General features: G+C 62.3%; 19 protein-coding genes. 11 read left to right on the top strand and 8 right to left on the bottom strand.

Annotated elements, in window-relative coordinates:
• The first annotated feature begins 91 nt into the window (after positions 1–91).
• The 8 genes from nudC (at position 92) to VJR90_09680 (ending at position 11449) form a co-directional block, all read left to right on the top strand.
• Positions 92–1024 (top strand): NAD(+) diphosphatase, encoded by a 933-nt coding sequence (nudC, locus tag VJR90_09645; protein HKV97739.1) that lies wholly within the window; start codon positions 92–94, stop codon positions 1022–1024.
• Positions 1025–1072: 48 nt separating this feature from the next.
• Positions 1073–1846: an NRDE family protein gene (locus tag VJR90_09650; GenBank protein ID HKV97740.1), complete on the top strand. Its 774-nt coding sequence runs from the start codon at positions 1073–1075 to the stop codon at positions 1844–1846.
• Positions 1843–3741 carry a S9 family peptidase gene (locus tag VJR90_09655; protein ID HKV97741.1) on the top strand — a complete coding sequence of 633 codons (1899 nt, stop codon included), beginning with the start codon at positions 1843–1845 and terminating at the stop codon, positions 3739–3741. Before VJR90_09650 ends, VJR90_09655 begins: the two co-directional genes overlap by 4 nt.
• Positions 3738–5501 carry an autotransporter assembly complex family protein gene (locus tag VJR90_09660; protein ID HKV97742.1) on the top strand — a complete coding sequence of 588 codons (1764 nt, stop codon included), beginning with the start codon at positions 3738–3740 and terminating at the stop codon, positions 5499–5501. Before VJR90_09655 ends, VJR90_09660 begins: the two co-directional genes overlap by 4 nt.
• Positions 5498–9361, top strand: coding sequence for a translocation/assembly module TamB domain-containing protein (locus VJR90_09665; GenBank protein ID HKV97743.1), 3864 nt, complete (start codon positions 5498–5500; stop codon positions 9359–9361). Before VJR90_09660 ends, VJR90_09665 begins: the two co-directional genes overlap by 4 nt.
• Before the next feature lies 1 nt (position 9362).
• Positions 9363–10181 (top strand): hypothetical protein, encoded by an 819-nt coding sequence (locus VJR90_09670; protein ID HKV97744.1) that lies wholly within the window; start codon positions 9363–9365, stop codon positions 10179–10181.
• Between the two features lie 383 nt (positions 10182–10564).
• Entirely contained in the window at positions 10565–11179 is a 615-nt protein-coding gene (locus tag VJR90_09675; GenBank protein ID HKV97745.1) for a LysE family transporter, read from the top strand.
• 45 nt (positions 11180–11224) lie between these two features.
• Positions 11225–11449 (top strand): GDCCVxC domain-containing (seleno)protein, encoded by a 225-nt coding sequence (locus VJR90_09680; GenBank protein HKV97746.1) that lies wholly within the window; start codon positions 11225–11227, stop codon positions 11447–11449.
• A 107-nt stretch (positions 11450–11556) separates the two neighbouring features.
• Here the strand turns inward: VJR90_09680 and VJR90_09685 are convergent, their stop codons facing one another.
• From VJR90_09685 to VJR90_09695, 3 genes are all read right to left on the bottom strand, one after another.
• On the bottom strand, positions 11557–12513 hold the full coding sequence (locus VJR90_09685; GenBank protein HKV97747.1) for a DUF979 domain-containing protein: 957 nt from the start codon (positions 12511–12513) through the stop codon (positions 11557–11559).
• A gap of 195 nt (positions 12514–12708) precedes the next feature.
• Positions 12709–13443 carry a DUF969 domain-containing protein gene (locus VJR90_09690; GenBank protein HKV97748.1) on the bottom strand — a complete coding sequence of 245 codons (735 nt, stop codon included), beginning with the start codon at positions 13441–13443 and terminating at the stop codon, positions 12709–12711.
• Between the two features lie 198 nt (positions 13444–13641).
• Entirely contained in the window at positions 13642–14559 is a 918-nt protein-coding gene (locus VJR90_09695) for a hypothetical protein (protein HKV97749.1), read from the bottom strand.
• Positions 14560–14635: 76 nt separating this feature from the next.
• Here VJR90_09695 and VJR90_09700 point away from each other — a divergent pair, with 76 nt between their 5' ends.
• The 3 genes from VJR90_09700 to VJR90_09710 all read left to right on the top strand — a co-directional run bounded on the left by VJR90_09700 (position 14636) and on the right by VJR90_09710 (position 18864).
• On the top strand, positions 14636–15799 hold the full coding sequence (locus tag VJR90_09700; GenBank protein ID HKV97750.1) for an acyl-CoA dehydrogenase family protein: 1164 nt from the start codon (positions 14636–14638) through the stop codon (positions 15797–15799).
• 120 nt (positions 15800–15919) lie between these two features.
• A complete protein-coding gene (locus VJR90_09705) occupies positions 15920–16594 on the top strand; it encodes a glutathione S-transferase family protein (protein HKV97751.1) in 675 nt (224 codons plus the stop codon).
• On the top strand, positions 16591–18864 hold the full coding sequence (locus VJR90_09710; GenBank protein ID HKV97752.1) for a thiamine pyrophosphate-dependent enzyme: 2274 nt from the start codon (positions 16591–16593) through the stop codon (positions 18862–18864). Before VJR90_09705 ends, VJR90_09710 begins: the two co-directional genes overlap by 4 nt.
• Positions 18865–19115: 251 nt before the next feature.
• Here VJR90_09710 and VJR90_09715 read toward each other — a convergent pair whose 3' ends face one another.
• The 5 genes from VJR90_09715 to VJR90_09735 form a co-directional block, all read right to left on the bottom strand.
• A complete protein-coding gene (locus VJR90_09715; GenBank protein HKV97753.1) occupies positions 19116–19652 on the bottom strand; it encodes a GNAT family N-acetyltransferase in 537 nt (178 codons plus the stop codon).
• On the bottom strand, positions 19653–20138 hold the full coding sequence (locus tag VJR90_09720) for an isoprenylcysteine carboxylmethyltransferase family protein (GenBank protein HKV97754.1): 486 nt from the start codon (positions 20136–20138) through the stop codon (positions 19653–19655). It abuts the gene before it with no gap.
• 35 nt (positions 20139–20173) lie between these two features.
• Positions 20174–20581 (bottom strand): DUF1761 family protein, encoded by a 408-nt coding sequence (locus VJR90_09725; protein ID HKV97755.1) that lies wholly within the window; start codon positions 20579–20581, stop codon positions 20174–20176.
• A gap of 186 nt (positions 20582–20767) precedes the next feature.
• Positions 20768–22660, bottom strand: coding sequence for a phosphoglycerate dehydrogenase (gene serA, locus VJR90_09730; protein ID HKV97756.1), 1893 nt, complete (start codon positions 22658–22660; stop codon positions 20768–20770).
• Positions 22661–22689: 29 nt separating this feature from the next.
• Positions 22690–23259, bottom strand: a complete 570-nt coding sequence (locus VJR90_09735) for a phosphoribosyltransferase family protein (GenBank protein HKV97757.1) — start codon at positions 23257–23259, stop codon at positions 22690–22692.
• Positions 23260–23284 lie beyond the last annotated feature (25 nt).

Genomic DNA, 23284 nt, shown 5'->3' on the forward strand with positions numbered 1-23284 from the left:
CACTTATGGTGCTACGCTCAGGGCGAACGATATTCTGAGATATGTTCTGGTAAGGCTGTGGGATAATGCGAGCTCGTCGCAAAGTCGTTGCATGCCTACCCCAAACAATAAACCATTGGTATTTGCTGATAGCAGGTTTGACCGGCTGGCGCTGCGGCGTGCCGATGAAAGCTGGCTCCAGGCGAAACTGTCGGACCCAGCGACGCGGTTCGTACCCGTGTCGGGCGAAGACAATCTGCTCAGTGCCGATGGCGAGCCTCTGATCCTGGACGCGCACAAGGCCGAAGCGCTACGCGCTTCGGCGTACGCCTCGGTGCTGCTGGGCGAATACCGCGGCCACACATGTTTCGCGCTCGGACTGGCGCCGGATGCGCTGCTGCGCGCAGGCACGGTGCGCAGCAATCTGCGGCCGCAGTTTGGTGTGCTCGAAGATGACGCACTGGCGCTGCTCGGCTATGCGCGCGCCATGGTGCACTGGTATGCCCACAATCGTTATTGCGGAAAATGCGGTGCGCCCACACAAAGCCGGCGCGCCGGCCATGAACTGCACTGCACACGCTGCGGCAATATCCTTTACCCGCGCGTCAATCCAGCGGTCATCATGCTGGTGACGCATGGCGAGCGCTGTCTGCTCGGGCGCCAGCCGGAGTGGGCGGCCAATCGTTTTTCCACGCTCGCCGGTTTCGTGGAGCCCGGCGAAAATCTGGAATCCGCATTGCGGCGCGAAATCCGCGAGGAAACCGATATCCGCGTGGGCCGGGTGCGCTACCTGCGTTCGCAACCCTGGCCGTACCCGGCCTCGCTGATGCTGGGTTTCCGCGCCGAAGCCGAAAGCACCGAAATCCGCTGCAACGACGGCGAGCTCGCGGAGGCCCGCTGGTTTTCGCGCGAAGACATTGCCGCCGGCCTGCAGGCCGGCAGTCTGGCATTGTCACTGCCGGGTTCCAGCTCGCATGCGTTGATCCGCGAGTGGTTCGAGGAAGCACCCGGATTCATGCTGCCGGCGGTTGCCGGCGCACGCTGAGACAGCGTCGCGGGGAATCGGGCTGAAGTCGCTGGCTATAATGGCCGAATGTGCGTGGCCGTCTTCGCGTGGAAGGTTCATTCCGACTGTCCGCTGGTGTTTGCCGGTAATCGTGACGAGTTGCACGCGCGTCCCGCGGCACCCGCTGGTTTCTGGGAGGACGCGCCCGAAGTATTGGCCGGCCGCGATCTCACCGCCGGCGGCACTTGGCTCGGCGTGACCGCTGGTGCACGCTTCGCGTTGGTCACCAATTACCGCGAAGGCCCGGTGCCTAAAAAAGGTCCGCGATCCCGCGGGGAACTCACCGCCGATTTTTTACGCGGCACGATGCTGCCACAGGATTATCTGGCAGCGATTCAGCGACATGCCCATGACTATGCGCCGTTCAGCCTGATTGTCGGCGATGCAGATTCACTGTGGTATTTTTCCAACCGCGGCGAACAAACACCGCAACCGATCAGTCCAGGCGTCCACGGATTGAGCAATCACTTGCTCGATACGCACTGGCCAAAGGTCACACTCAGCAAGTCACGACTGGAAACACTGCTGCAGCGCGGCACGCCAACGATAGAAGAGTTGATGCTGTTGCTGGCCGACCGTATGCCCGCATCCGCGAACGAGTTGCCCGATACCGGTATCGGCGCAGAACGTGAGCGGCAGATCTCGCCGGTGTTCGTGGTCAATCCGGAGTACGGCACGCGCTGCTCGAACGCGATCCTGCGCGCGCGCAACGGGGATCTGCATTTCGCCGAGCGGCGTTTTGATGCCGAAGGCCGGCGCCTCGAAACCCGGGATTTCCAGCTCACAGGCGATGGCGCATGAAGCGCGCGCTGCAGCTCGCGGCCTGTGGCAGCTGGCGCTCGCCGCTGAGCGCCGCGTTGATTGCGGCCGGTGGCGTGCGGCTCGCCCAGCCGCGCGTCGCGGGCGAGCACGTCTATTGGCTGGAAAGCCGGCCCGCGGAAAACGGTCGCTCGGTGCTGGTGCGCGCCCGGCCGGGCGAACCCCCGCACGATGTCACGCCCGTGCCGTTCAGCGTGCGCAGCCGCGTGCACGAGTATGGCGGCGGCGCGTTCGCGGTAACCATGGACACTGCGTATTTCGTCAATGACGCGGATCAGCAGATTTACGGTCAGGCACTGGCCGGCGGGACGCCGCAAATCCTGACCAAAGTGTCCGGTTGCCGGTTTGCCGATCTGCAATTGGATGAGCCGCGCCATCGCCTGATTGCGGTGGGCGAAGACCATCGCCAAGCTGCGCACGCGCTGCGCAATACGCTGGTTTCAATCGGCTTGGCTGACGGGCATCTGGATACACTGGCGCAGGGTTTTGACTTTTACAGCTCGCCGGCCTTGAGTCCGGATGGCCGGCAGTTGGCCTGGCTGTGCTGGAACCCGCCGCTCATGCCCTGGGACGGTTGCGAACTGTGGCTTGCCGCATTCGATGCCGACGGCATGCCGAGCGATCCGCGGCGAGTGGCCGGCGGTACGGAAGAATCCATTTTCCAGCCGCAGTTCGCGCCGGACGGCGCACTGCATTTTATTTCGGACCGTGATGGCTTCTGGAACATATATAAGCATGCGGATGACAAGCTGAACGCAGTCACACGCGACGCCATGGACTACGGTTTTGCGCAGTGGAACTTCGGCATGTCGAGTTACGGGTTCCGGGACGATGGCAGTTTGTACGCGGTGCGTTGGCGTCAGGGTGGTTCCGAACTTGTGCACATCGGCGCGGATGGTGCCGTGCAATCAAGCCAGCCCCAATACAGCCAGATCGAACATCTGCACGTGCAGGGCAATCAGTTGGCATTGTTGGCCGCCGACAGCACGCATCCGCCCGCGGTGATCTGGAGTGACGGCAAGCGCGAGCTGCGGCTCACGCAGGATGCGGAGCGGGTTCCGGCGGGATATCTGAGCGCGCCCGAGTTCATGAGTTTCCCGACGAGCAACGGCGAGACTTTGTATTGCTGGTATTACCCACCGCACAACCCGGAATACCGCGCTTCAGCCGGCGAAAAGCCGCCTCTGCTGGTGAAGTGCCACGGCGGCCCGACGGCCATGAGCGGCAACGGCCTGGAACTGCGCGTGCAGTTCTGGACCAGCCGCGGTTTCGCGGTCGCGGACGTGAACTATCGCGGCAGCAGCGGATTCGGTCGCGCCTACCGCGCAAGCCTGTGCGGGCAGTGGGGCATCAAGGACGCCGAGGACTGCGTGGCGGCTGCGCGCTGCCTCGTCGAGTGCGGGTTGGTGAATCCCCAATGCCTGGCCATCAGCGGCAGCAGTGCCGGCGGCTTTACCACGCTTTGCGCCCTGGCGTTCCACGATTTTTTCCACGCCGGCGCGGTGTATTACGGCATCAGCGAACTCGAAAGCGCAATGCGCGACACCCACAAATTCGAGGCGCATTACGGCGACAGTCTGCTGGGTCCCTGGCCTGCCGCGCGTGAAATATATAAAGCACGTTCGCCCCTGTACGCGGCGTCGAACATCCGCTGTCCGGTGATATTTTTCCAGGGCCTCAAGGACAAGGTGGTGCCGCCCGATCAGACGCAACGCATGGCGCAGGCTTTGCGCGCCAACCAGGTGCCGGTCGAATGTCTGGAATTCCCCGAGGAAGGCCACGGCTTCCGCCGCCGCGAGACGCTGCAACGCACGCTCGAAGCGGAGCTTGCGTTCTACGGCCGGGTGTTTGGCTTTACGCCCGCGATGGACTCATGAGCGGCAGGCGAAGCCTGCGCTGGTTTCCGGTTCACTGCGCAGCCTGGCTGGTGCTGCTGGCGGTGAGCGTGGGCGCGCACGCAGCCGTGCCGCAGGTGCAAATCCAGGTGCAGGGGGTGAGCGGCGAGTTGCTCAACAACGTGCTCGCCTATCTCAGCATCAACGCCTACAAGGACGCGCCCAACCTCAACGACGCGCTGGTGGAGCAGATGAATGCGCGCGCGCCGGCCGAGATCAAAACCGCGCTGCAACCTTTTGGCTATTACCAGGCGCAGGTTGTCAGCGATCTCAAGCAGACCGAAAGCGGCTGGAGCGTCATCTATACGGTCAATCCCGGCGCTCCGGTGGAATTGCGGAACGTGGATATAACGGTGAGCGGCCCGGGCAAGAGCGATGCGGCGTTTACCAGATATCTGGCCGCGCTGCCGCTCAAATCCGGCAGCCAACTGAATCAGCCGCTCTACTCCCAGGTGAAGCAGCGGCTGCTCGACATCGCCACGCACCGCGGATATCTCGACGCCAAGTACGAGATCAGCGTGCTGCGCGTGGATCCGGCCGCGCACTGGGCGGATGTCGAGCTGCATCTCGACACCGGCGAGCAGTATTACTTCGGCGCAGTCACGTTCGAGCAGGATTTCATGGACTCGAAGTTCTTGGCGCAATACGTGACGTTCAAGCCAGGCGACCCGTATGACGGCGGCAAGCTGCTGGCACTCGAGTACGCGCTCAACGATTCCGGCTACTTCGACCTCGTGCAGGTGCAGCCGCAGCGCGGCGCCGCGGGCCCCGCGCAGCACATCCCGGTGGTGATCACGCTCAGCCCGCGCAAGCGCAACAAGTACGTGCTCGGCCTGGGTTACGGCACCGACACCGGACCGCGCATGACGCTCGGTTGGGAGAACCGCCGCCTCAACGACCAGGGCCATAAATTTTCGGTGCTTGGACAGTATTCGCACGTGCTGGCCAGCACGCAGGTGAGCTACACCGTGCCCACACCCAACGGACCGACGCTGGTGTACAGCGTGGCCAACGTGCGCCAGATCCTGGGCAGCGGCGTGGCCTACACCACTGCACTTGGAGTGAACCGCCTGACCACCCTCAACGACTGGTCCTGGAACCAATATGTGCAACTGTCGCACAACCGCAGCGATTACGCGGCCAGCCCCAGCAGCATCAGCACGCTGCTATTGCCGGGTAGCACGTTCTCGCGCGTAGTGACCGACGATCCGATATTTCCGACCCATGGCTATCGCTTGTCGTTGGATATCCGCGGTGCGAGCCAGGCGCTCGGCTCCAGCACCAGTTTCCTGCGCGCCGACCTGAGCGCCAAGCTGATCTTCACGATCGCGCCGCGTACGCGTTTATTGTTGCGCGGTGAAGTCGGGGCCACGGCGACGCGGGATTTCGACGCCCTGCCGCTGTCACAGCGCTTCTTCACCGGCGGCGACATGACGGTGCGCGGCTTCGCCTACAATTCCATCGGACCGACCGATCAATACGGCAACGTCATCGGCGGCAAGGATCTGATGGTCGGCAGCGTGGAGGTAGACCACATGCTGGGGCCGGTATTCGGTGTGGCGGCGTTCGTGGACGCGGGCAACGTGTTCAATTCCTTCAATACCTCGCTGGAGAAAGGCGTGGGCGCGGGCCTGCGCTGGCGCACGCCCGTGGGCATGGTGCGCCTGGATTTCGCGCATCCCATCAAGCGCCCCGACCTCGACCGCGTGCGCATCCACATCAGCATCGGGACGGATTTGTGATCAAGCGCATCGTGGCCATTGCTGCAGCCGCGCTCATTCTGCTGATCGCGGGCACGGTGCTGTTCGCGCTGCACAGCGAAACCGTGCTGCGCTGGAGCGTGACGCAGTTGGTTGCGCGTTACTCCGGCCAGCTCAGTGTCGGAACGGTGCAGGGCTCACTCTCCGGACCGATCACGCTCGGCGACGTGCAGGTGCACGCCCCGACATTCGACGCCCGGATCGGCAGTATCGCCATGGAATGGCGAATTTCGGCATTGCTGGGGCGACAGCTGAACATCACGCGCCTGGATTTGAACGCGGTGCAAGTCACACTCAAGTCCGGCACGGGTGCAACGCATTTCCGTTTGGTGCGCCCGCAGCCGCCGCACCTGCCAGTGGCCATCAACGTGCAGCAGCTCAGGCTTCAGAACCTGCAGATCGAAGCGCCCGGCCTGGCACAGCCGCTAACCGTGAATGAAGCGCAGTTCGCGATCCGACTCGATAACCACGCGTGGTCGGTGAGTGGATTGCGGGCCAGCGGTGCCCAACTGCACGTGGCCGGCGACGGTGACTGGCAATTCCAGCCGGGCGAGCATATCAAGGGGCAACTGCAGTGGCAGTTGCATCTGCCGCAGTGGCCGGCATTCGCGGGGCGGGCGAGCCTTGTGGGCGATGAGCAACGGGTGGTTCTCAGCGGATCCTTGACGGCTCCGTTCCCGCTGCAGGTCGCGGCGCAAATCCATGCGCTGTTCACCGCGCCGTCCTGGGACGGTACGCTGGAATTCAGCGATTTCGATCCGCAGCATCTGCGCGACGACTGGCCGCAACTCACTGCACGCGGGGCTTTGCGGTTGCAGGGCGATGCGCAGGCCACGGTGCTTACCGGCGACATCGACGCGCGCGAACCCGTCTATGGACTGTGGCAAAGCCACGTGGATCTGAGCTGGGCCGACCGCGTGCTCGAAATCCGCAGCCTGAATCTGGCGCGTGCGCAGACCCGCACACGTTTCGCACTTGCCGGCCAGGTGCGTTACGTACAGGGCCGATGGCAGCCGACGCTGCATGGCGAATGGCAGGCATTGCCGCTGCCCCTGACGGGCAAGCCGTGGTTCACATCGCCGCGCGGCAATCTCACATTGACTACCAAAGCGCATCAGGTGCTGTTGAGTCTCGACGGCGCGCTCGACAACGGCGGCCAATTCAAGGCCGAAGGCGGCGTTCATTTGGCAGCGCCGCATGCCTGGCAACTCACGGCGAGCACGCGCAAATTCCAGCTTGCCCTGACGAATTTCAAGCGCGGCCAGCCGCTGCCGCCCATGGATCTTCAGTTCCGTGGCCACGGCGATGCGGCGCTCACGGTCGTGGACCGCTTCAATGCCGCCTGGCTCGGCGGCCGGATACAGGCACAAGGCCGGGTGCCGCACGTGTCTGGCCAGAACTGGGGATTCACGGTCGTCGCGCAGCAGCTCAATCCCGCGGCCCTGTATCCGGATTTTCCGGGCGCGCTCAACTTCGATGCGCGGCTCTCGGGGCGGCTCGGACCGCGCGCGGACTGGAATGTGCAGGTGACGCGCCTTGACGGCGAGCTGCGCGGGGTGCCGGTGCTTGCCTCCGGCAGCGTGAGTCACCACGCGGGCCTCTGGCAGTTCCAGCGGCTGCAAGTGCAGTCCGGCAAAAACCGCTTGCAACTCGACGGTGAATACGGCCGGCATGCGCAACTTGCCTGGACGCTCGACGCCCCGGACCTCGCCTCGCTCTGGCCGGGCATTCACGGGGATTTGCACAGCAGCGGCCAAGCGGATTTATCCGGCGCGGTACCCCAGTTGAGTTTCAGCCTCCAGGGCCGGAACCTGCAGTACGCAGACGACAGCGTGCAGAAGCTGGAGTTGCAGGCGAGCCTTGCAGGAACGGCTCCGACGAGCAACGCGAGCATGCACGTTGCGGGTGCGCAGATCGGAAGGCTCAGGATTGATTCCGCCGACGGCGAAGCCACGGGCGCGCCGCTGGACCAGCAGCTCAAACTCGCGCTTGCTTCGCCCTATGGAAATGTGCAATTCGCCGGCCGCGGCAGTTACGCGAACCGCGTGTGGCAGGGCGATCTCACCGAGGTCACGCTGTCACCGCGCGACGCTGGAGAATGGAAGAACTCGACGCCGTGGCAGCCGCGTATCGCCGCGGCGCATTTCAGCCTGCCGCAAGCCTGTGTGAAGCAAGGCGGTGCCGGTACCTGCGTGCAGGCCGAGTGGCAGCCCGGACATTGGCAGGCGGACGCGCTCATCACTGCGGTGCCCATGAGTGACTTGCAGGCGCTGCTGCCGGAGGGCCTCGCGTATGACGGCAGCTTCGGCGGTACGCTGCATGTCCAGGAAGCCGACGGCAAGCGCAGTCTTGATCTCGCCGCCAGTCTGTCGCCGGGCGGGATTCACAGCGTCGTCAACCGCCAGCGCGTGACCCTGCTCGCCTACACCTCCGGCAACGTCAAGCTGCAATCCAATGATGAGCAGAGCACGGGGGAACTCACTTGGTCATTGGCGGACGGCGGTTATCTGAACATGCAATCGCGTATCGCGCGCGCCTCGGGCGACGCGCTGAGCGGCAATATCCGCGGCGAACTGCGCGACTTTCAGCTGATTCCCGCCTTGGTGCCGGCGGTCGGTGCGGTGAACGGCAAACTCGACGTCAATCTGGTGTTGAGCGGCACGCCCTCGGATCCGTTGTTTGACGGCAGCGCGGTGCTCAGCGACGGCGAGTTGAGCGTGCCGCGCTACGGCCTGCACATCACCGACATCCTGCTCAAGCTCCAGGGCGATGGTGGTCATTTGCAGCTCGATGGCAGCGCGCGTTCCGGCAACGGCAATCTTGCCTGGACGAGCAGCGCCACGCGCAGCGCGAACCACTGGCAGGCCCAGGGCAAACTGACCGGGGATAATTTCCGCGCGGTGAATACGCCGGAAGCGCAGGTGGCGGTGTCGCCGGCCCTGGATCTCAAGCTCGACAATTACGACCTCTGGCTGAACGGCGATGTCACGCTGCCAAGCGCGAAACTCCAGCCACGCGACCTCAGCCAGACCGCAGGCGTGTCTCCGGACCAGGTAATCGTGGGCGCAAAAACCCCGGCGCCGGGCAAATGGCGCGTGCACGCCAAGGTGCGCGCCATCATGGGACCGGACGTGCGCTTCGACGGATTCGGGCTCACCGGCCGCATCGCCGGCAGCGTGCAGGCGGTGGACGAGCCGGGCCATGCGACTATCGGCAACGGCACGCTCGAAATCCTGGGCGGGAAATTCACCGCCTACGGCCAGAAGCTCAACATTGACCGCGGCCGCCTGCTGTTCAGCGGCGGCGCGATTGACAACCCGGCCCTCGACATCCGCGCCATCCGCCCGCCGGCGCATCCGGTGACCGTGGCGCCCGGCGCCAGCGAACAGAAAGTCGGCGTCATCGTGCGCGGCAGTCTGCGGCATCCCAAGGTGTCGCTGTTTTCGCAGCCGCCGCTGCCGCAGTCGCAGATGCTGGCCTATCTGCTCACCGGCCAGACCGGCGTCAACCAGAGCCTCTCGCCGCTGATCAGCGCGCCGCCCACCACGGCTTCGGATATCACCCAGATCGCCGGCGGCCAATTGCTGGCGTCGGAACTCGGCGAGCAGATCGGCGTCAAGGACGTGAGCGTGCAGAATGTGACGCTTGCCAGCGGCAGCAGTGCACCCGCCGTGTTCCTCGGCAAATACCTGTCGCCGCGGCTGTACATCAGCTACGGTACGGTATTCGGCCAACCGTTCAACACGCTGCGCCTGCAGTACACGCTGAGTGCGCGCTGGATGCTCCAAGCCGAGACCGGTTTCGCGAGCGGCGCGGATTTGATATACAGCATCGAGCGCTGACATGCATCAACGACCTGTGCTTCTGGGAATAACGGCCGCGTGGCTGTGTCTGGCGCCAGTCGCGGCGTTGGCCGCGAACGAATCCGGCTGGTTCGCGAGTCTCGGTGCATTCGATCCCAAGGCTTCGACCAACATCCGCCTGGATGCGCCGCAGGGAGCGGTCGGAACCAATCTGCACCTGGAATCCGATCTCAATCTGCCGCGGCGGCGCGTGGTGCCGCAGGCGGCCTTGGGTTACCGCTCTGACGCGCGTTCCTCGCTGGAATTCAATTACTTCGATCTGCGCCGTACCGGCAGCCGCGTGATCGACGAAAACATCGTTTACGGCGGTGTGAATTACACGCTCAACACCACGGTCGGCACGTTTACGGACGTGCGCACCGATTCGCTGTTATATCGTTATGCCATCGTGGCGGACTATCCCTGGAGCTTGAGCATCGCCGCGGGCGTGCACGCCACGCATTTCACGGTCGGACTGTCGGACCAGAACAGCGGCGTGTCCAAATCAGCGGATGCCCAGGCGCCATTACCGGTCGTGGGTCTGCGCGGCCTGTACGATGTGCACGGCTGGCAGTTCCGGTCTGAAGCCTCGTATTTCAAGATGACGGTGAATGGCATCCGCGGCCATTTGAACCGCTACACGCTGTCAGCACTGCATCCGCTGATTGACGGCCTGTCGCTGGAGCTTGGCTACACTTATTACGCCTTGGCGCTGCAGGCAGAGCGTTCCGATCTCACCGGCTACATGCGTTTTGTCTACCATGGACCATTCCTGAACCTGTGTTACGGCTGCCAGGCGCTGGCGCCTGACGCGCGCTGAACGCTCCCGGCAAAATGACCATCCGTGACAAATCCCCCCGCGCGCTCGGCGCGCTTCCCCCCTTTGCAAAGGGGGGCGAGGAGCGACGCTCCGAGCGGGCAGCCATGGGCACAGCGCGACGCGCTGTGCGGGAGACCATGGATGGTCTCCCTGGACCTGTACACGGCGCAGGATGGCAGAGTGTGCAGGGCTGCCCTGGACTTTCGGACGAAGCAGGGTGAGCGGCAACGCCGCGAACGCCCATACAGGATGTATGGGCTGGACTTTTGGCGAAGCAGGATTGCGCAGCCAACAAGCGAAGTACGATAGAGGGGGGATTTCAGTCATGTTGAATATACGTCGCCGCCCAATTCAATGCGCGACCTGAGCGCCGAACACTGAATATGCAACCAATCCTGCATTTGTCCATGTGGCACGCGGTGTTGGGCGGCGCGCTGCTTGCGATCAGCATCGCGGCGCCGCCGGGGCCGGTCACGACCATCATGGCGAATTGCGCGATGCGCGGTCGGGTCAGGGAATCACTGCTGATGGCGGCCGGTGCGATTCTGGGCGACATGCTATGGCTCGGCCTTGCGATCATCGGTGTCATCGCGTTTCTCGATCACCGCCCGCACGCAGTGGGCATACTGGGGCTTGTGGGGGCGGCGCTGCTCTTGTGGATGGCCTGGCGCACGTGGCAGACGCGGCATGCCGGTCTGCAGACCGGCGCTACGCCGGGCTCCATGAAGCTCGGCATTTTCACGACCGTGACCAGCCCGTTTTCATTCGCCTGGTGGCTGGCGAACGGCTCACTCCTTTATACCGCTTGGGGCTGGCCCGGCATCGCCACCTTCTTTGTCACCGGCAGCCTGTATGCCGCAGCCTTCACCTACGCGTTCCGTTGGGTGGGGCGCAAAGCCCTGTCCGCCATCGTCTGGGTCGCCTACGTGAGCGTCGTGATGCTCGCAGGTTTCGGCCTGTACGTGGGTTGGACGAGTTTGCGCTTGCTGCACGCCTGAGGCATTGCGCTTGTGTGCGCAGTTGTCCGGTCCTAAGCTGCCTGTGTGACTGCACGCTTGCCGATCCTCACGTCCGTTCTCACCTGCCCGCTCTGTGGCCGGAATACCGAAGCGCAGATGCCGACGGATGCTTGTCAGCACTTCTGGGAGTGCCCGCACTGCGGCACGTTGTTGAAACCGAAACCCGGCGACTGCTGCGTGTTCTGCTCCTATGGCTCCGTGCGCTGCCCGCCGAAACAACGGGAGCGTATGGTTGCAAATAAATTGTAGGAGCGGCTTTAGCCGCGATGTTGTATTTATTTCGCGGCGAGTGCAGATTTTTGCTCCTGCAAAATCTGTATTTCCGCCATCCATGGCGGTCATCGCCGCTCCCACAATCAGAAGCGGAACACCAGGAAATACATCAGCAGGATATTGACTCCAAGCAACATCAGACCGGTGGGAATCTGCACTTTAACGACGCCGTTCTGGTCCGGCAATTCCAAGAGCGCCGCCGGCACGATGTTGAAGTTCGCGGCCATGGGCGTCATGAGCGTGCCGCAGTAACCGGAGAGCATGCCGATGGCCGCCATGATGGCGGGATCGCCGCCGAGCTTGTGCACGATGAGCGGCAGGCCCACGCCTGCGACCATCACCGGAAATGCCGCGAAGGCGTTGCCCATGATCATGGTGAACAGCGCCATGCCCACCGCGAAGGCCACGATCACCAGGAACTTCGCGTCCGCCGGGATGAAATCCGTGACCAGGCCGGAGACCACCTGGCCCACGCCGGCCGCGGCGAACAGTGCGCCCAGCGCAGCCAACAGTTGCGGCAACACCGTCACCGTGCCCACGGCCGTCAACAGCCGCCGGCCCTCGTGAAGTCCGGTGGCGAATCGCTGGCGGAACAGCCACAGTGCGACGAAGAACGCCACGACCACGGACAGGCCCAGGCCGACGAGCGTGGCGTTGCCGGCGGTGGCCAGCGGATGACCGGCGATCACGATCTTCGGCAGCACCAGTGTGCCGAGAAAAGTCACGAACGGAATGCACAGCGCCGGGATAAATAATTTGTCCTTGAGGCGCGCCGCGCTTTGCCGGCGCTCCGGTTCGGCCGCCGTGGACACTTTGCTCATGCCGAGGTCTTTCCAGCCGGTCACCAGCGCCATGAGAATCACCAGGCAGCCGGTCACGAACGGCGGCAGCACCGAACCGAATAGGAAGGTGATGCTGTAGATTGCCCAGAACACGGTCTTGCGCAGGCGTTTGGGATTGGCGCGGTCGAGGTATTCGAGCACCGCGGCCACGCCGAACAGCAGGCCGGCGAGAACATAAACGTATTCCAGCCGGATCATGGGCGGCTCGCGTCAAGATAAATGGAATGGTTTTTCATGAGAACGTATCTCAAGATTTCGAACCGTTCGTGTTGAGCGTAGCGGAGCGCAGCTCCGCGAAGTCGAAACGCAGGATATTCTCGAATCCGATACCCTTCGACTTCGTGCCTTCGGCACTACGCTCAGGGCGAACGGATTTTGAGAAAGGCATTAGTTTCATACCTCTGGCGCCCCCTCACCCTTGCCGTCTCCCCCACGTGCGTGGGGGAGAGGCGAGTTCGAAATAGTCGTTAATTGTTTGCGCAGCCTGCGATCCAGCAGCATCAGACGCACCGAGTGAATGATGAATACCGCCACGGCGGTGGGAATCGCCCACAGCGCGATGTGCAGCGGAGTGAGATGAATGCCGTTCGCGTCCAGCACGCCCTTGATGAGCAGTACCGAACCCATGGCGAGAAAAATATCCTCACCGAAAAATACGCCGACGTTATCCACGGCGGCGGCGTGCGCGCGAATTAAATAGCGAGTCTGGTCCGGCAGCGCGCCGAAACGTGCTTCCGCCGCGGCTTCCGCCATGGGCGCGATCAGCGGGCGCACCATCTGCGCTTGTCCGCCGAGCGATGTCAGGCCGATGGTGGCGGTGAGCTGGCGGATCGCGAGGTACAGGAGCAGCACGCGGCCGGTGGTGGCGCTGTGGATGCGGGAAATCAATTCCTGCGCGCGTTCCTTGAGGCCGCCGCGTTCCAGCAGGCCGATGACCGGCAGCGTGAGCCACACCAGCCCCATGTAGCGGTTCTCAGTGAAGGCGCGCCCGAATTCGCTGATGATGGCCACCGGATGCAGTCCGCCGGCGAAACCCGTGGCGATTCCGGCGACCGTCACCACCAGTAGCGGGTTCACCTTGAGCGCGAAGCCGACGATGACCACGAGCACGCCGATGAGCGTCAACAGGTGCATGCGGTTTTGCTCCGGGCTTTCATGGACGGTGGCCGCGTCATTCTAACGGTCCGCTCGTCACGATGCGTACCCTACGCTAGGCGGCTTTCGCGCGCGGCCCGCCCCGTTTGGTTGTTTGCCGACGTCTTCGCCCATGCGCCGGAAGTGTGTGCAGCGATGGAGAGCAGGTCGGGTGATCTGTCTAATGACGGGCTAGTAAAATAAATCATCGCCCGTGACAATGAACTTGTTTATGTCGGTTTCCGACACTGTTATTAGGGCATCACTGAATTTCTTAAATTCATTATCAAGAGGTATTACTTTGACTATGTGATACGGCTCACAAGAAGCCGAAGCTTGCAAAATAACTTTGCCTACAAGACGCGAATTTTGGTTATTCGTAAGACTTTGCAGATATACGTTGATTTCTGCGACATGGTTCTTCAAAAGTCGAAGGTTCCTAATCAGGATATTCGCAGAACCATTTTTTTCAAATGGCCATAGTGCGCGACGTTCAACCGTAAGAATCGGCGTCAAGGCAAGGTTGTTCTGAATACAGAAATACCGATATAGGGCGGCATTGTACGCGTCGCCATTATGCGCATAATCCTCCACGACAAGCGTTTCGCTTCCACCAATCTTCGAGAAATTAACAAACGGTCTCTGTAACAATCCTGCGCTGTCGCCATAAAACATGTCCAGCCACTTCGCGTAAATGGATGGCGGACTTACAGTGATTCTGGCTGTTTTTTTGTCGAATAAAATAAGGAAATAGTTGATTCCTCCGTAATACGACATGGTCTCAAAAACATACAAGGTCTCGTCATTTGGAGCTCTCAGTCGAAAAATTGGCCCATAAAACGACGATGAAGGTTCGTCGCATTGCTCCAGGCTGCAGTTTTTCTTGTAGGCTGCATAAATAGCAGATACAAGTGCAACAATTTTTGTTTGCGCAACTTGCGGTATCGCTTCTGTCCCATCTTTTAATGAGGCGCCCGGCGTGATGTCATTGTTCTTAGGGATGATTGCTTTCAGTTCAGGAGATTCACCTTTGAATGTAATTTCTGCGGATGCGACGTTACATGCGATCCAGGTAAATAAGGCAAGTCCAGTAATCAGGAGATATTTCATGAGGGCTCCTTCTTAGAGCACTGAACTCCCAAAGCGATTGCGATATTATAGGCGCCGTTTTTTAACGGAGACCGTTTTGAAATCCCTGAATCCCCTAGACCTCTACGACATCCACGGCCAGCTGAGCGAAGAGGAGCGCCTGGCGCAGGCGAGCGTTGCGCGTTTCGTGGACGAGAAAGTGCTGCCCATCATCGGCAAGGCCTTTGAAGACGCACGTTTCCCAAAAGAGCTGGTTCCCGAGATCGCCGCGCTGGGACTGCTCGGCAGTTCCATCCGCGGCTACGATTGCGCGGGCTTGAACGGCGTGGCCTACGGTTTGATCTGTCAGGAACTGGAGCGCGGCGACTCGGGCCTGCGCAGTTTCGTGTCGGTGCAATCCTCGCTCGTGATGTATCCGATATTTAGCTACGGCTCCGAGGAACAGAAACAGCGCTGGCTGCCGGCGATGGCACGCGGAGAGAAGATCGGCTGTTTCGGTCTGACCGAACCGCACGGCGGTTCCGATCCCGCCAACATGAAAACCCACGCGAAGAAGCAGAGCGGCGACTGGGTGCTGAACGGCGCCAAGATGTGGATCACGAACGGCACGATCGCCGACGTGGCGCTGGTGTGGGCGCAGACCGACGATGGCATCCGCGGTTTCCTGGTCGAGAAGGGCATGAAAGGCTTTGACGCGCCGGAAGTGCACCACAAGATGTCGCTACGCGCTTCGGTCACATCGGCGCTGTATTTCGACAACGTGCATGTGCCTGAAACCAACGTATTGCCGAATGTGAAAGGCCTGAAGGGTCCGCTGTCCTGTCTCACGCAGGCGCGTTACGGCATCGCCTGGGGCGCCATCGGTGCGGCGCAGGCTTGCCTGAAGGAAGTGCTGGAATACACCCAGACTCGTGAATTATTTGGCCGACCGCTAAACCACAACCAATTGGCACAGGTGCGCATGGCGGAGATGGCGCGCAAGATTACCGGCGCGCAATTGCTGGCGCTGCAGCTTGGGCGGCTCAAAGACTCCGGCAAGTTGCATCCCAGCCAGGTGTCGCTCGCCAAATGGAACAACGTGCGCATGGCGCTCGACATCGCCCGCGACGCGCGCGACCTTTTGGGCGGCGCCGGCATCACTACCGAATTCTGCCCCATCCGCCACGCGCTCAATTTGGAATCCGTCATTACCTACGAGGGCACCGAGAGCGTGCATCAGTTGGTGATTGGCAAGGAACTGACCGGCGTTAATGCGTTCTGAAGAAGTGAAGGGTGAGGAGTGAGGTGTGAGGAGTTGGAAGAGCCGCGATTTTATTTTTCTTGCTCCTCACTCCTCACCCGCGCAGCCGTCAACAAGCAAAGCCACTTGTAATTCCGGCCTATGACTGAGAAGCAATCCACCACCGGTTCCGCCCGCGCCGCCATGCCCTACACCGTTTATGGAATGTGGAGTTCCGGGAACTGCTACAAGGTGCGCCTGACACTGGAGCAGCTGCAGTTGCCTTATGCCTGGGTGGAAATAGACAGCACTCGCGGTGAAACGCGGACCGCGGAATTTGTCGCGAAAAACCCCAACGGCAAAGTTCCGTTGCTGGAATTGCCGGACGGCAAGTTTTTATCCGAATCCAATGCCATCATGATTTTTCTCGCGGAAGGCAGCCGGCTCTGGCCCGCCGACCGTTGGCAACGCGCACAGGCGTTGCAGTGGATGTTCTTCGAGCAATACAGCCACGAGCCGTATATCGCGGTGGCGCGTTTCATCATGAAGTATCTGCCTGCGGATCATTCGCGGCGGCGGGATCTGCCGCAGTTGCACGCGCGCGGATACCAGGCCCTGGACGTCATGCAGCAGCATTTGCAGCAGCAGAAGTTTTTCTCCGGTGCGGATTATGGGGTTGCGGACATCAGCCTGTTTGCCTATACACACTGCGCCGCAGACGGCGGGTTTGAGCTGTCTGCTTACCCGGCGGTACGCAACTGGTTTGAACGCGTGCAGGCCCAGCCCGGTTTTGTCAGCCTGGCGTCGCAGGCTGTCCGGTTCCAGGTTCGGACATGAGCCAACAGTCGGGCAGCAGTGGATTCGCCCGCGCCGCTACGCGCAGCATCAACCGCGCGGAAATCGTGGATCAGAATTTCATTCACTTTGTGCAGGGATGGACTGCAACACCCACGCGCAAGCCGTCAGATCGCGATGCCATGCGTGCGGGCGTCGCGCTCACAGTCAGGGATTTCAGGGAACTGTTCGAATCGCAGATGCTGTCGCGGCATCAGGACCTCGAAGCCCGCGCCATGCGCGCGCGCAACGAAGGCTTCTACACCATCGGCAGTTCCGGCCACGAGGGCAATGCTGCCGTGGGCCGCGTTACGCGCCACACCGACATCGCGTTCCTGCATTACCGCAGCGGCGCGTTCATGCAGGAGCGCGCGCGTAAACTCGGCATAGATATGGTGTACGACACCGCCCTGTCGCTGGCCGCGTCCAGCGAGGACCCGATTTCCGGTGGACGTCACAAGGTTTGGGGCTCGGTGCCCTTGTGGGTGCCGCCGCAGACTTCGACGATTGCCAGCCATTTGCCGAAAGCGGTCGGTACGGCGGTCGCCATAGGCCAGGCGCAACGCATCGGTGCGAAGCTGCCGATTCCCGAAGACAGCATCGTGGTGTGCAGTTTCGGTGACGCCAGCGCGAACCATTCGACTGCCGTAGGCGCGATCAACGCCGCGCAATGGACTGCGTTCCAGAAACTGCCCTGTCCGATCCTTTTCATGTGCGAAGACAACGCCATCGGCATCTCGGTGAAGACGCCCGCCGGCTGGATCGAAGCCAATTACAGTGACCGTGCGGGACTCGAATACATCGCCGCCGATGGCACCGACGTGGTGGACGCGTACGCGAAAACCCTGGAAGCCGTGGAGTATTGCCGCGCGCACCGCCACCCGGTGTTCCTGCACTTGAAACTCGTGCGTCTCCTGGGCCACGCCGGCACCGACGCGGAAACGGAATACAAGAGCGCGGACGAACTGGAATCCACGGAAGCGCGTGATCCGCTCCTGGTATCGGCGCGCATCGCGCTGGAATCGGGCGCGTATTCGCCGCCCGAATTGCTGGCGGCTTACGAAGTGGCACGCACCCGCGTGCACGAGGCTGCGCTCAAGGCCGCAAAACGACCGAAGCTGACCACCGCCGAAGAAGTCATGGCGCCATTGGCGCCGTATCACCCGGACGAGGTGAATGCGGAAGCCGTGCGCCCGGCTTCGGGAGCAGCACGTCTCGCCGCATTCGGCGGTGAAGATATGCTGCCGGAGAAACAGCCGCCGCGGCATCTGTCCATCCAGTTGAACCGCGCGCTCTTCGATCTCATGGCGAAGTATCCCGGGATGACCGTGTTCGGCGAGGACGTGGCGCAGAAAGGCGGCGTCTATACCGTGACCTCGGGCCTGTACAAGACCTTCAAGGGCCAGCGCGTGTTCAACACATTGCTGGACGAGCAGACCATACTCGGCATGGCCCAGGGCGCGGCTTACATGGGCCTGCTGCCGTTTCCCGAAATCCAGTACCTCGCCTATTTCCACAATGCCTGCGACCAGATCCGTGGCGAGGCCGCCTCGCTGCAATTCTTTTCCAACGCGCAGTATTCAAACGGCATGGTAGTGCGCATCGCGGCGCTCGGCTACCAGAAAGGCTTCGGCGGCCATTTCCACAACGACAACAGCTTCACCGCGCTGCGCGACATTCCCGGCGTGGTGATCGCCTGCGCCTCGCGCGGTGACGACGCGGCCATGATGCTGCGCACCTGCGCGGCGCTCGCGAAAGTGGACGGCCGCGTGGTGCTGTGGCTCGAACCCATCGCGCTATACATGGCCAAGGATTTGTACGCACCCAAGGACAACCAGTGGCTCTGCGACTACCCCACGCCGGATCGCGCCATTCCTCTGGGCGACGCGCGGGTCTATAACCCGAATGCGAAGGATTTGTTGATCGTCACCTTCGGCAATGGCGTACCCATGTCGCTGCGCGTGGCAATGAAGCTCAAAGCAAAAACCGGCAAACAGACCCGCATTCTGGATTTGCGCTGGCTCAAGCCGCTCAACGTGGATTTGATTGCCAAGCACGCCAAAGAAGTCGGCAAGATGCTGGTGGTGGATGAAGGGCGCGAGACCGGTGGCATCTCGGAAGAAATTTTCACTGCCATCGAAGAACACACCAGCCGTGGTATTCGCAAAAAGCGCGTCGTCGGAAGGGATTCCTATATTCCGCTGGCCGCCGCCGCGAATCTGGTGCTGGTGAGCGAGGACGAGATTTTCTCAACGGCTAATGCGCTTGTTTAAGTGGACCCAGGTGATCGCCGCCTTGACTGCGATGTTTTGCTTGGGCCAGACGCCGGGGCCGATTTTTGCGGCTGGATTTCCGATGTGGGCGGACTGCGCCCCGCATACTGGTCGCCATTGGCTTGCTGTTGCTGTGCATTGTGTCCGCATTGTTGCAACGGCCAACACAGGTAGGAGCGCTTTCAAGGCACGATTAAAACTGTGTTATGCAGCACGCAGTTGGCTCGCCCCGGGATCAAGATTAGCGCGTTCTACGCGGCCGGATTGCGTGCGAGAGTGAAATACAGCACTTCGATTTCAGGGTACCGTTCCGCCAGTTCGTGGGCATTGCGGATGCCGTGGCGGCGCATGCCGAGTTTTTCGGCCACGCGGATCGAGGCCCCGTTGGGCGGGTCCACGAGGGCCACGACCTGCGGCAGTTGCATGATGTTGAAAGCGTGTGCGACGAATCCCCGCGCCATTTCCGTGGCCAGCCCCCGGTTCCAGTAGTCCTTCCAGATCCACCAGCCGATCTCGAAGAGGCCGGCATTTTCCAGCGGCTGGATGCCGCCCACGCCGCTGATCGCGCCGGACTGCTTCAGCACCGCGGCGCCCATGCAGCAGCTGTGCTGGGCGAGATTCCGCGCCTGGCGTGCGAGCCAAGCGTCAATGCGGGCCGTATCCCAACCGCGGCCGCCGTTGATGTAGCGCATCATTTCGGCGTCGGCGGCGAAACGCTCGAACGCCGGCCGGTCCGCCACCTCCCAGGGGCGGACCAGCAGCCGCTCGGTTTCGATGCGGAAAGCCATTTAAAGCCAGCGGCGCACGCGCTGCTTGTAGCCGAGATATTCCTGGCCGAATTTCCGTTCGAGATATTTCTCCTCCTTGCGGATTACCAGTCGGTCAATCAGCACCAGCGCCACCGGCACGGACAAGAGCGGCCAGAGCGCGTTGCCGGCGAGGCTCGCGCCCACGCTGATGAGCGTCATCCCCAGGTACATGGGATTGCGCGTCAGGCGATAAGGTCCGGCCGCGGTCAGCACCTTGGTGGGCACGTGCGGTATGGGGCTGGTGCCGGCACGCCGGAACGTGAACAGCGCCCAAGCCATGAGCAACAGTCCGGCGAGAATCCAGATGCCGCCCAGCGCGTACTCGATCAACCGATGGCCGGGCCTGCCGATATGGATCGCATAGAAATATTGAATAACGAAGCCCATGATCAGGCCGATGAGGTAATAGAGCGGCGGCGGGAAACGTACGCCGGAGGTGTCTTGATGAACGGGGGTTTCGGACATGCAGCGTCTCCCTGCGTTGCGATGCAGCGCCGCGATTAACCCAGAAACAGGTGCGCCGCGACGGCACAGATCAACAGCTTGACCAGCCAACCGATGAGGTTGGACAAAGTGTTGAGCGGGTGGATTTTGATGAACAGTGCGTTGGTGACCAGCAACGGCAGCGGTGCCAGCAGCCAGATGCCGAACGCCAGGCCGAGTGCGTGCCCCCAGCTCAGGGCATCGAGCCGCACGGCAAGGTAAATGAATATCACGCAGGTGAGCACGCCCAGCAGTACGGACCAGGTGATGGCCAGGCTCTCGCCTTTGCCGCTGCCGGTGTTGCGCCAGATTTCGGGATAAGTCTTGTATTTCTCGTGGAACAACACGCCGCCGAAGAACCAGTCCGTGAGTGACGTGACGACGATTGCCACGACCACGGCCACGATGAACCATTCGGTGCTCATGCGGACATCTCTCCAAGGCCTGTCAATGCCGGCGGTTGGAGGTGTTTGCCGCGCCGCCAAGCGGCCCAATCTATACCACACCGCAGCGTTCGGCGCCTGCGCCGCGGCGCAGGCCGCACGGGGTAAAGTCCGCAGCCGCACCCATGTGTGTTCACGTCCGGCGGCGGCAGCGGCCGTCCCGCGGCGCTAATACAGCACCCGGAAGCGCAGCGTGTGGGGAATGCGGCGGATGTCGTCAAGCAGCGTTTCGGAATAATTGCGGTTGATGTCGGTGATCACGTAACCCAGCCGTTCATGGGTTTTCAGGTACTGGCCGAGGATATTGGCGCCATGCGCAGCCAGCGCCTGGTTGATCTGCGCGAGGATGCCGGGCACGTTCTCGTGCACGTGGATCAAGCGATGGGCATCGGCCTGCGGCGGCAGACGCAGCGGCGGGAAATTCACGCTGCCTTCGGTGTTGCCGGTATTCACGTAGTCAATAATGCGGCTGCTCACGTAGCGGCCGATGTCCCGCTGGGCTTCGAGCGTGCTGCCGCCGATGTGCGGCGTGAGCAGGGCATTGGCGGACTTGCGCAACGGATGCTCGAAGCGCTCGCCGTTGGCGTGTGGCTCCTCGGGGTACACGTCGAGTGCCGCACCGAGCAAGCGGCCGGATTCCAGCTGCACGCGCAGCGCCTCGAGATCCACCACGTGGCCGCGCGAGAGGTTCAGGAACACCGCGCCCGGCCGCATGCGCGCGAATTCACGCACGCCGATGAGTTTGGAGTTTTCCTTGCGGCCGTCCACATGCACGGTCACGGCGTCGGAACTATCCAGCAGCTCGTCCAGTGTCGTGCACTTGTGCGCGTTGCCGAGCGCGAGCTTCTCCGCCACGTCGTAGAAGCACACGTCCATGCCCAGCGATTCGGCCACCACCGAGAGTTGCATGCCGATGTTGCCGTAGCCGACGATCCCCAGGCGCTTGCCGCGTACCTCGTGCGCACCCTTTGCGGACTTGTCCCACACACCGTGGTCCATGAGGCGGATTTTCTCGGGGATGCCGCGCAGCAGGAAAATGATTTCCGCGAGCGCCAGCTCCACCACCGAGCGTGTGTTGCTGAAGGGCGCGTTGAAGGCGACTACGCCCTTGCGTTCGCAGGCGTGCAGGTCCATCTGGTTGATGCCGATGCAGAATGCGCCGACCGCGAGCAGGCGCCTGGCACCGGCGAGGGCGCGCTCCGTCACCTGTGTCTTGGAGCGGATGCCGAGGATGGACACATCGGCGAGCCGCTCCGCGAGTGCGGCTTCCTCCAGACTGCCGGCCACGGTTTCCACGCTGTAGCCTTCCTTGTCGAACGCAGCCACGGCGTCCGCGTGAATGTTCTCCAGCAGCAGAACTTTCATGCGGTTCTTGGGGTACGACACTGCCGCACGCAAGCCGAGATCGTAGAGTACTTCGTCGAAATTCGGCGCCACGTGGTCGGCTTTGGCCGTGACCTCAGGACGCGCGATGTTTTCGGTAAACGCGTAGAAACGCGCGGCGGCGCCCGCTGCGCGGATTTTGTAATCGCTCCAGCCGTCGCCCACGACAATCACGCGCCCGTCCAGTTTGAGCTTCTGGACGACCTCGATTTTGCCGCCCTCGCGCGATAGCGGATTGTCCCAGTCGCAGCCGTTGCTCACGCCCGCCGCATCGAAGGTGAGCGTGTTTGCGTGCAGATACTCCGCGCGCAGGCCGAGGTTGCGGATCACCGGTTCCACCATCTGCCGGAAACCGCCTGTGAGGACATGCACGCGGTCCGCATGCGCGGCGAGAAACGCGCGGTTGCGAAGAAACGAAGGCGTCACCAGGGTTTGGAGCCGGGCACTTACCTCCGGCATGCGCGCGCGCGGGAAATGCAGCAGCGCCAGGCGCTGCTGCAGCGATTCACGGTAATCCAGGTGGCCGGCCATGGCTGCGTCAATCAGCTCCTGGATGTGCCGCCGGATATCGGCGCGCGCGACCGGATCGGGGACGGCGATTTCCGCCATGACGTCCATCATCTCCACGCGGATGAGCGTGCTGTCGAAGTCAAGGATGAACTGGATGTCGGTTGGCATGGCGTTCGCGGTCCGTGCGCGGTTGAGTTTCAGGCGTCGGCCGCGTTGCCGCCGGTTTTGAACAACGGCAGATGCGCGAGCGCGATCACATGCTTCCAGTCTTCACGCTCGCCTTCGGTGCAGATGGCCGCTTCGCACACGGCCTGGCCGGCGGCGCGCGTCACGATCTCGCGCATGGCCACCAGCGTGGAGCCCGTGCTTATCACGTCGTCGATCAGGGCCACGCGCGCGTTGGCAACCAGGTCGCGGTCCTTCTGATCGAGGTACAGGGTTTGTTTACGGCCCATGGTGATCGAAGTGGTGGTGGTCGAGAGCGCTTCGCCCATGTAGCTCTTGTAAGTCTTGCGCAGCACCACGTAAGGCAATTGCAGCCGTCGTGCCAGGACGTAGGTCAGCGGAATGCTCTTGGCTTCCGGCGTCATCAGCACCTGCGGAGCGTGCGCAGCAATGCGCGGCGCGAGTGCCGCGGCGGCTTCCTCCGCCAGTTCCACATCGCCCAGGATGTTGAGCACCGCGATGCGCAGCCCGGGCTGGACTTCGAACAGCGGGAGTTCGCGGGCCAGCCGGCCTATCCGCAGGGTAAATGACGGCGACTGCATGACCCGGATTCTCCGATCAGACGCG

The sequence above is a fragment of the Gammaproteobacteria bacterium genome (genome assembly GCA_035279405.1).
Classification (GTDB): domain Bacteria; phylum Pseudomonadota; class Gammaproteobacteria; order Natronospirales; family REEB76; genus REEB76.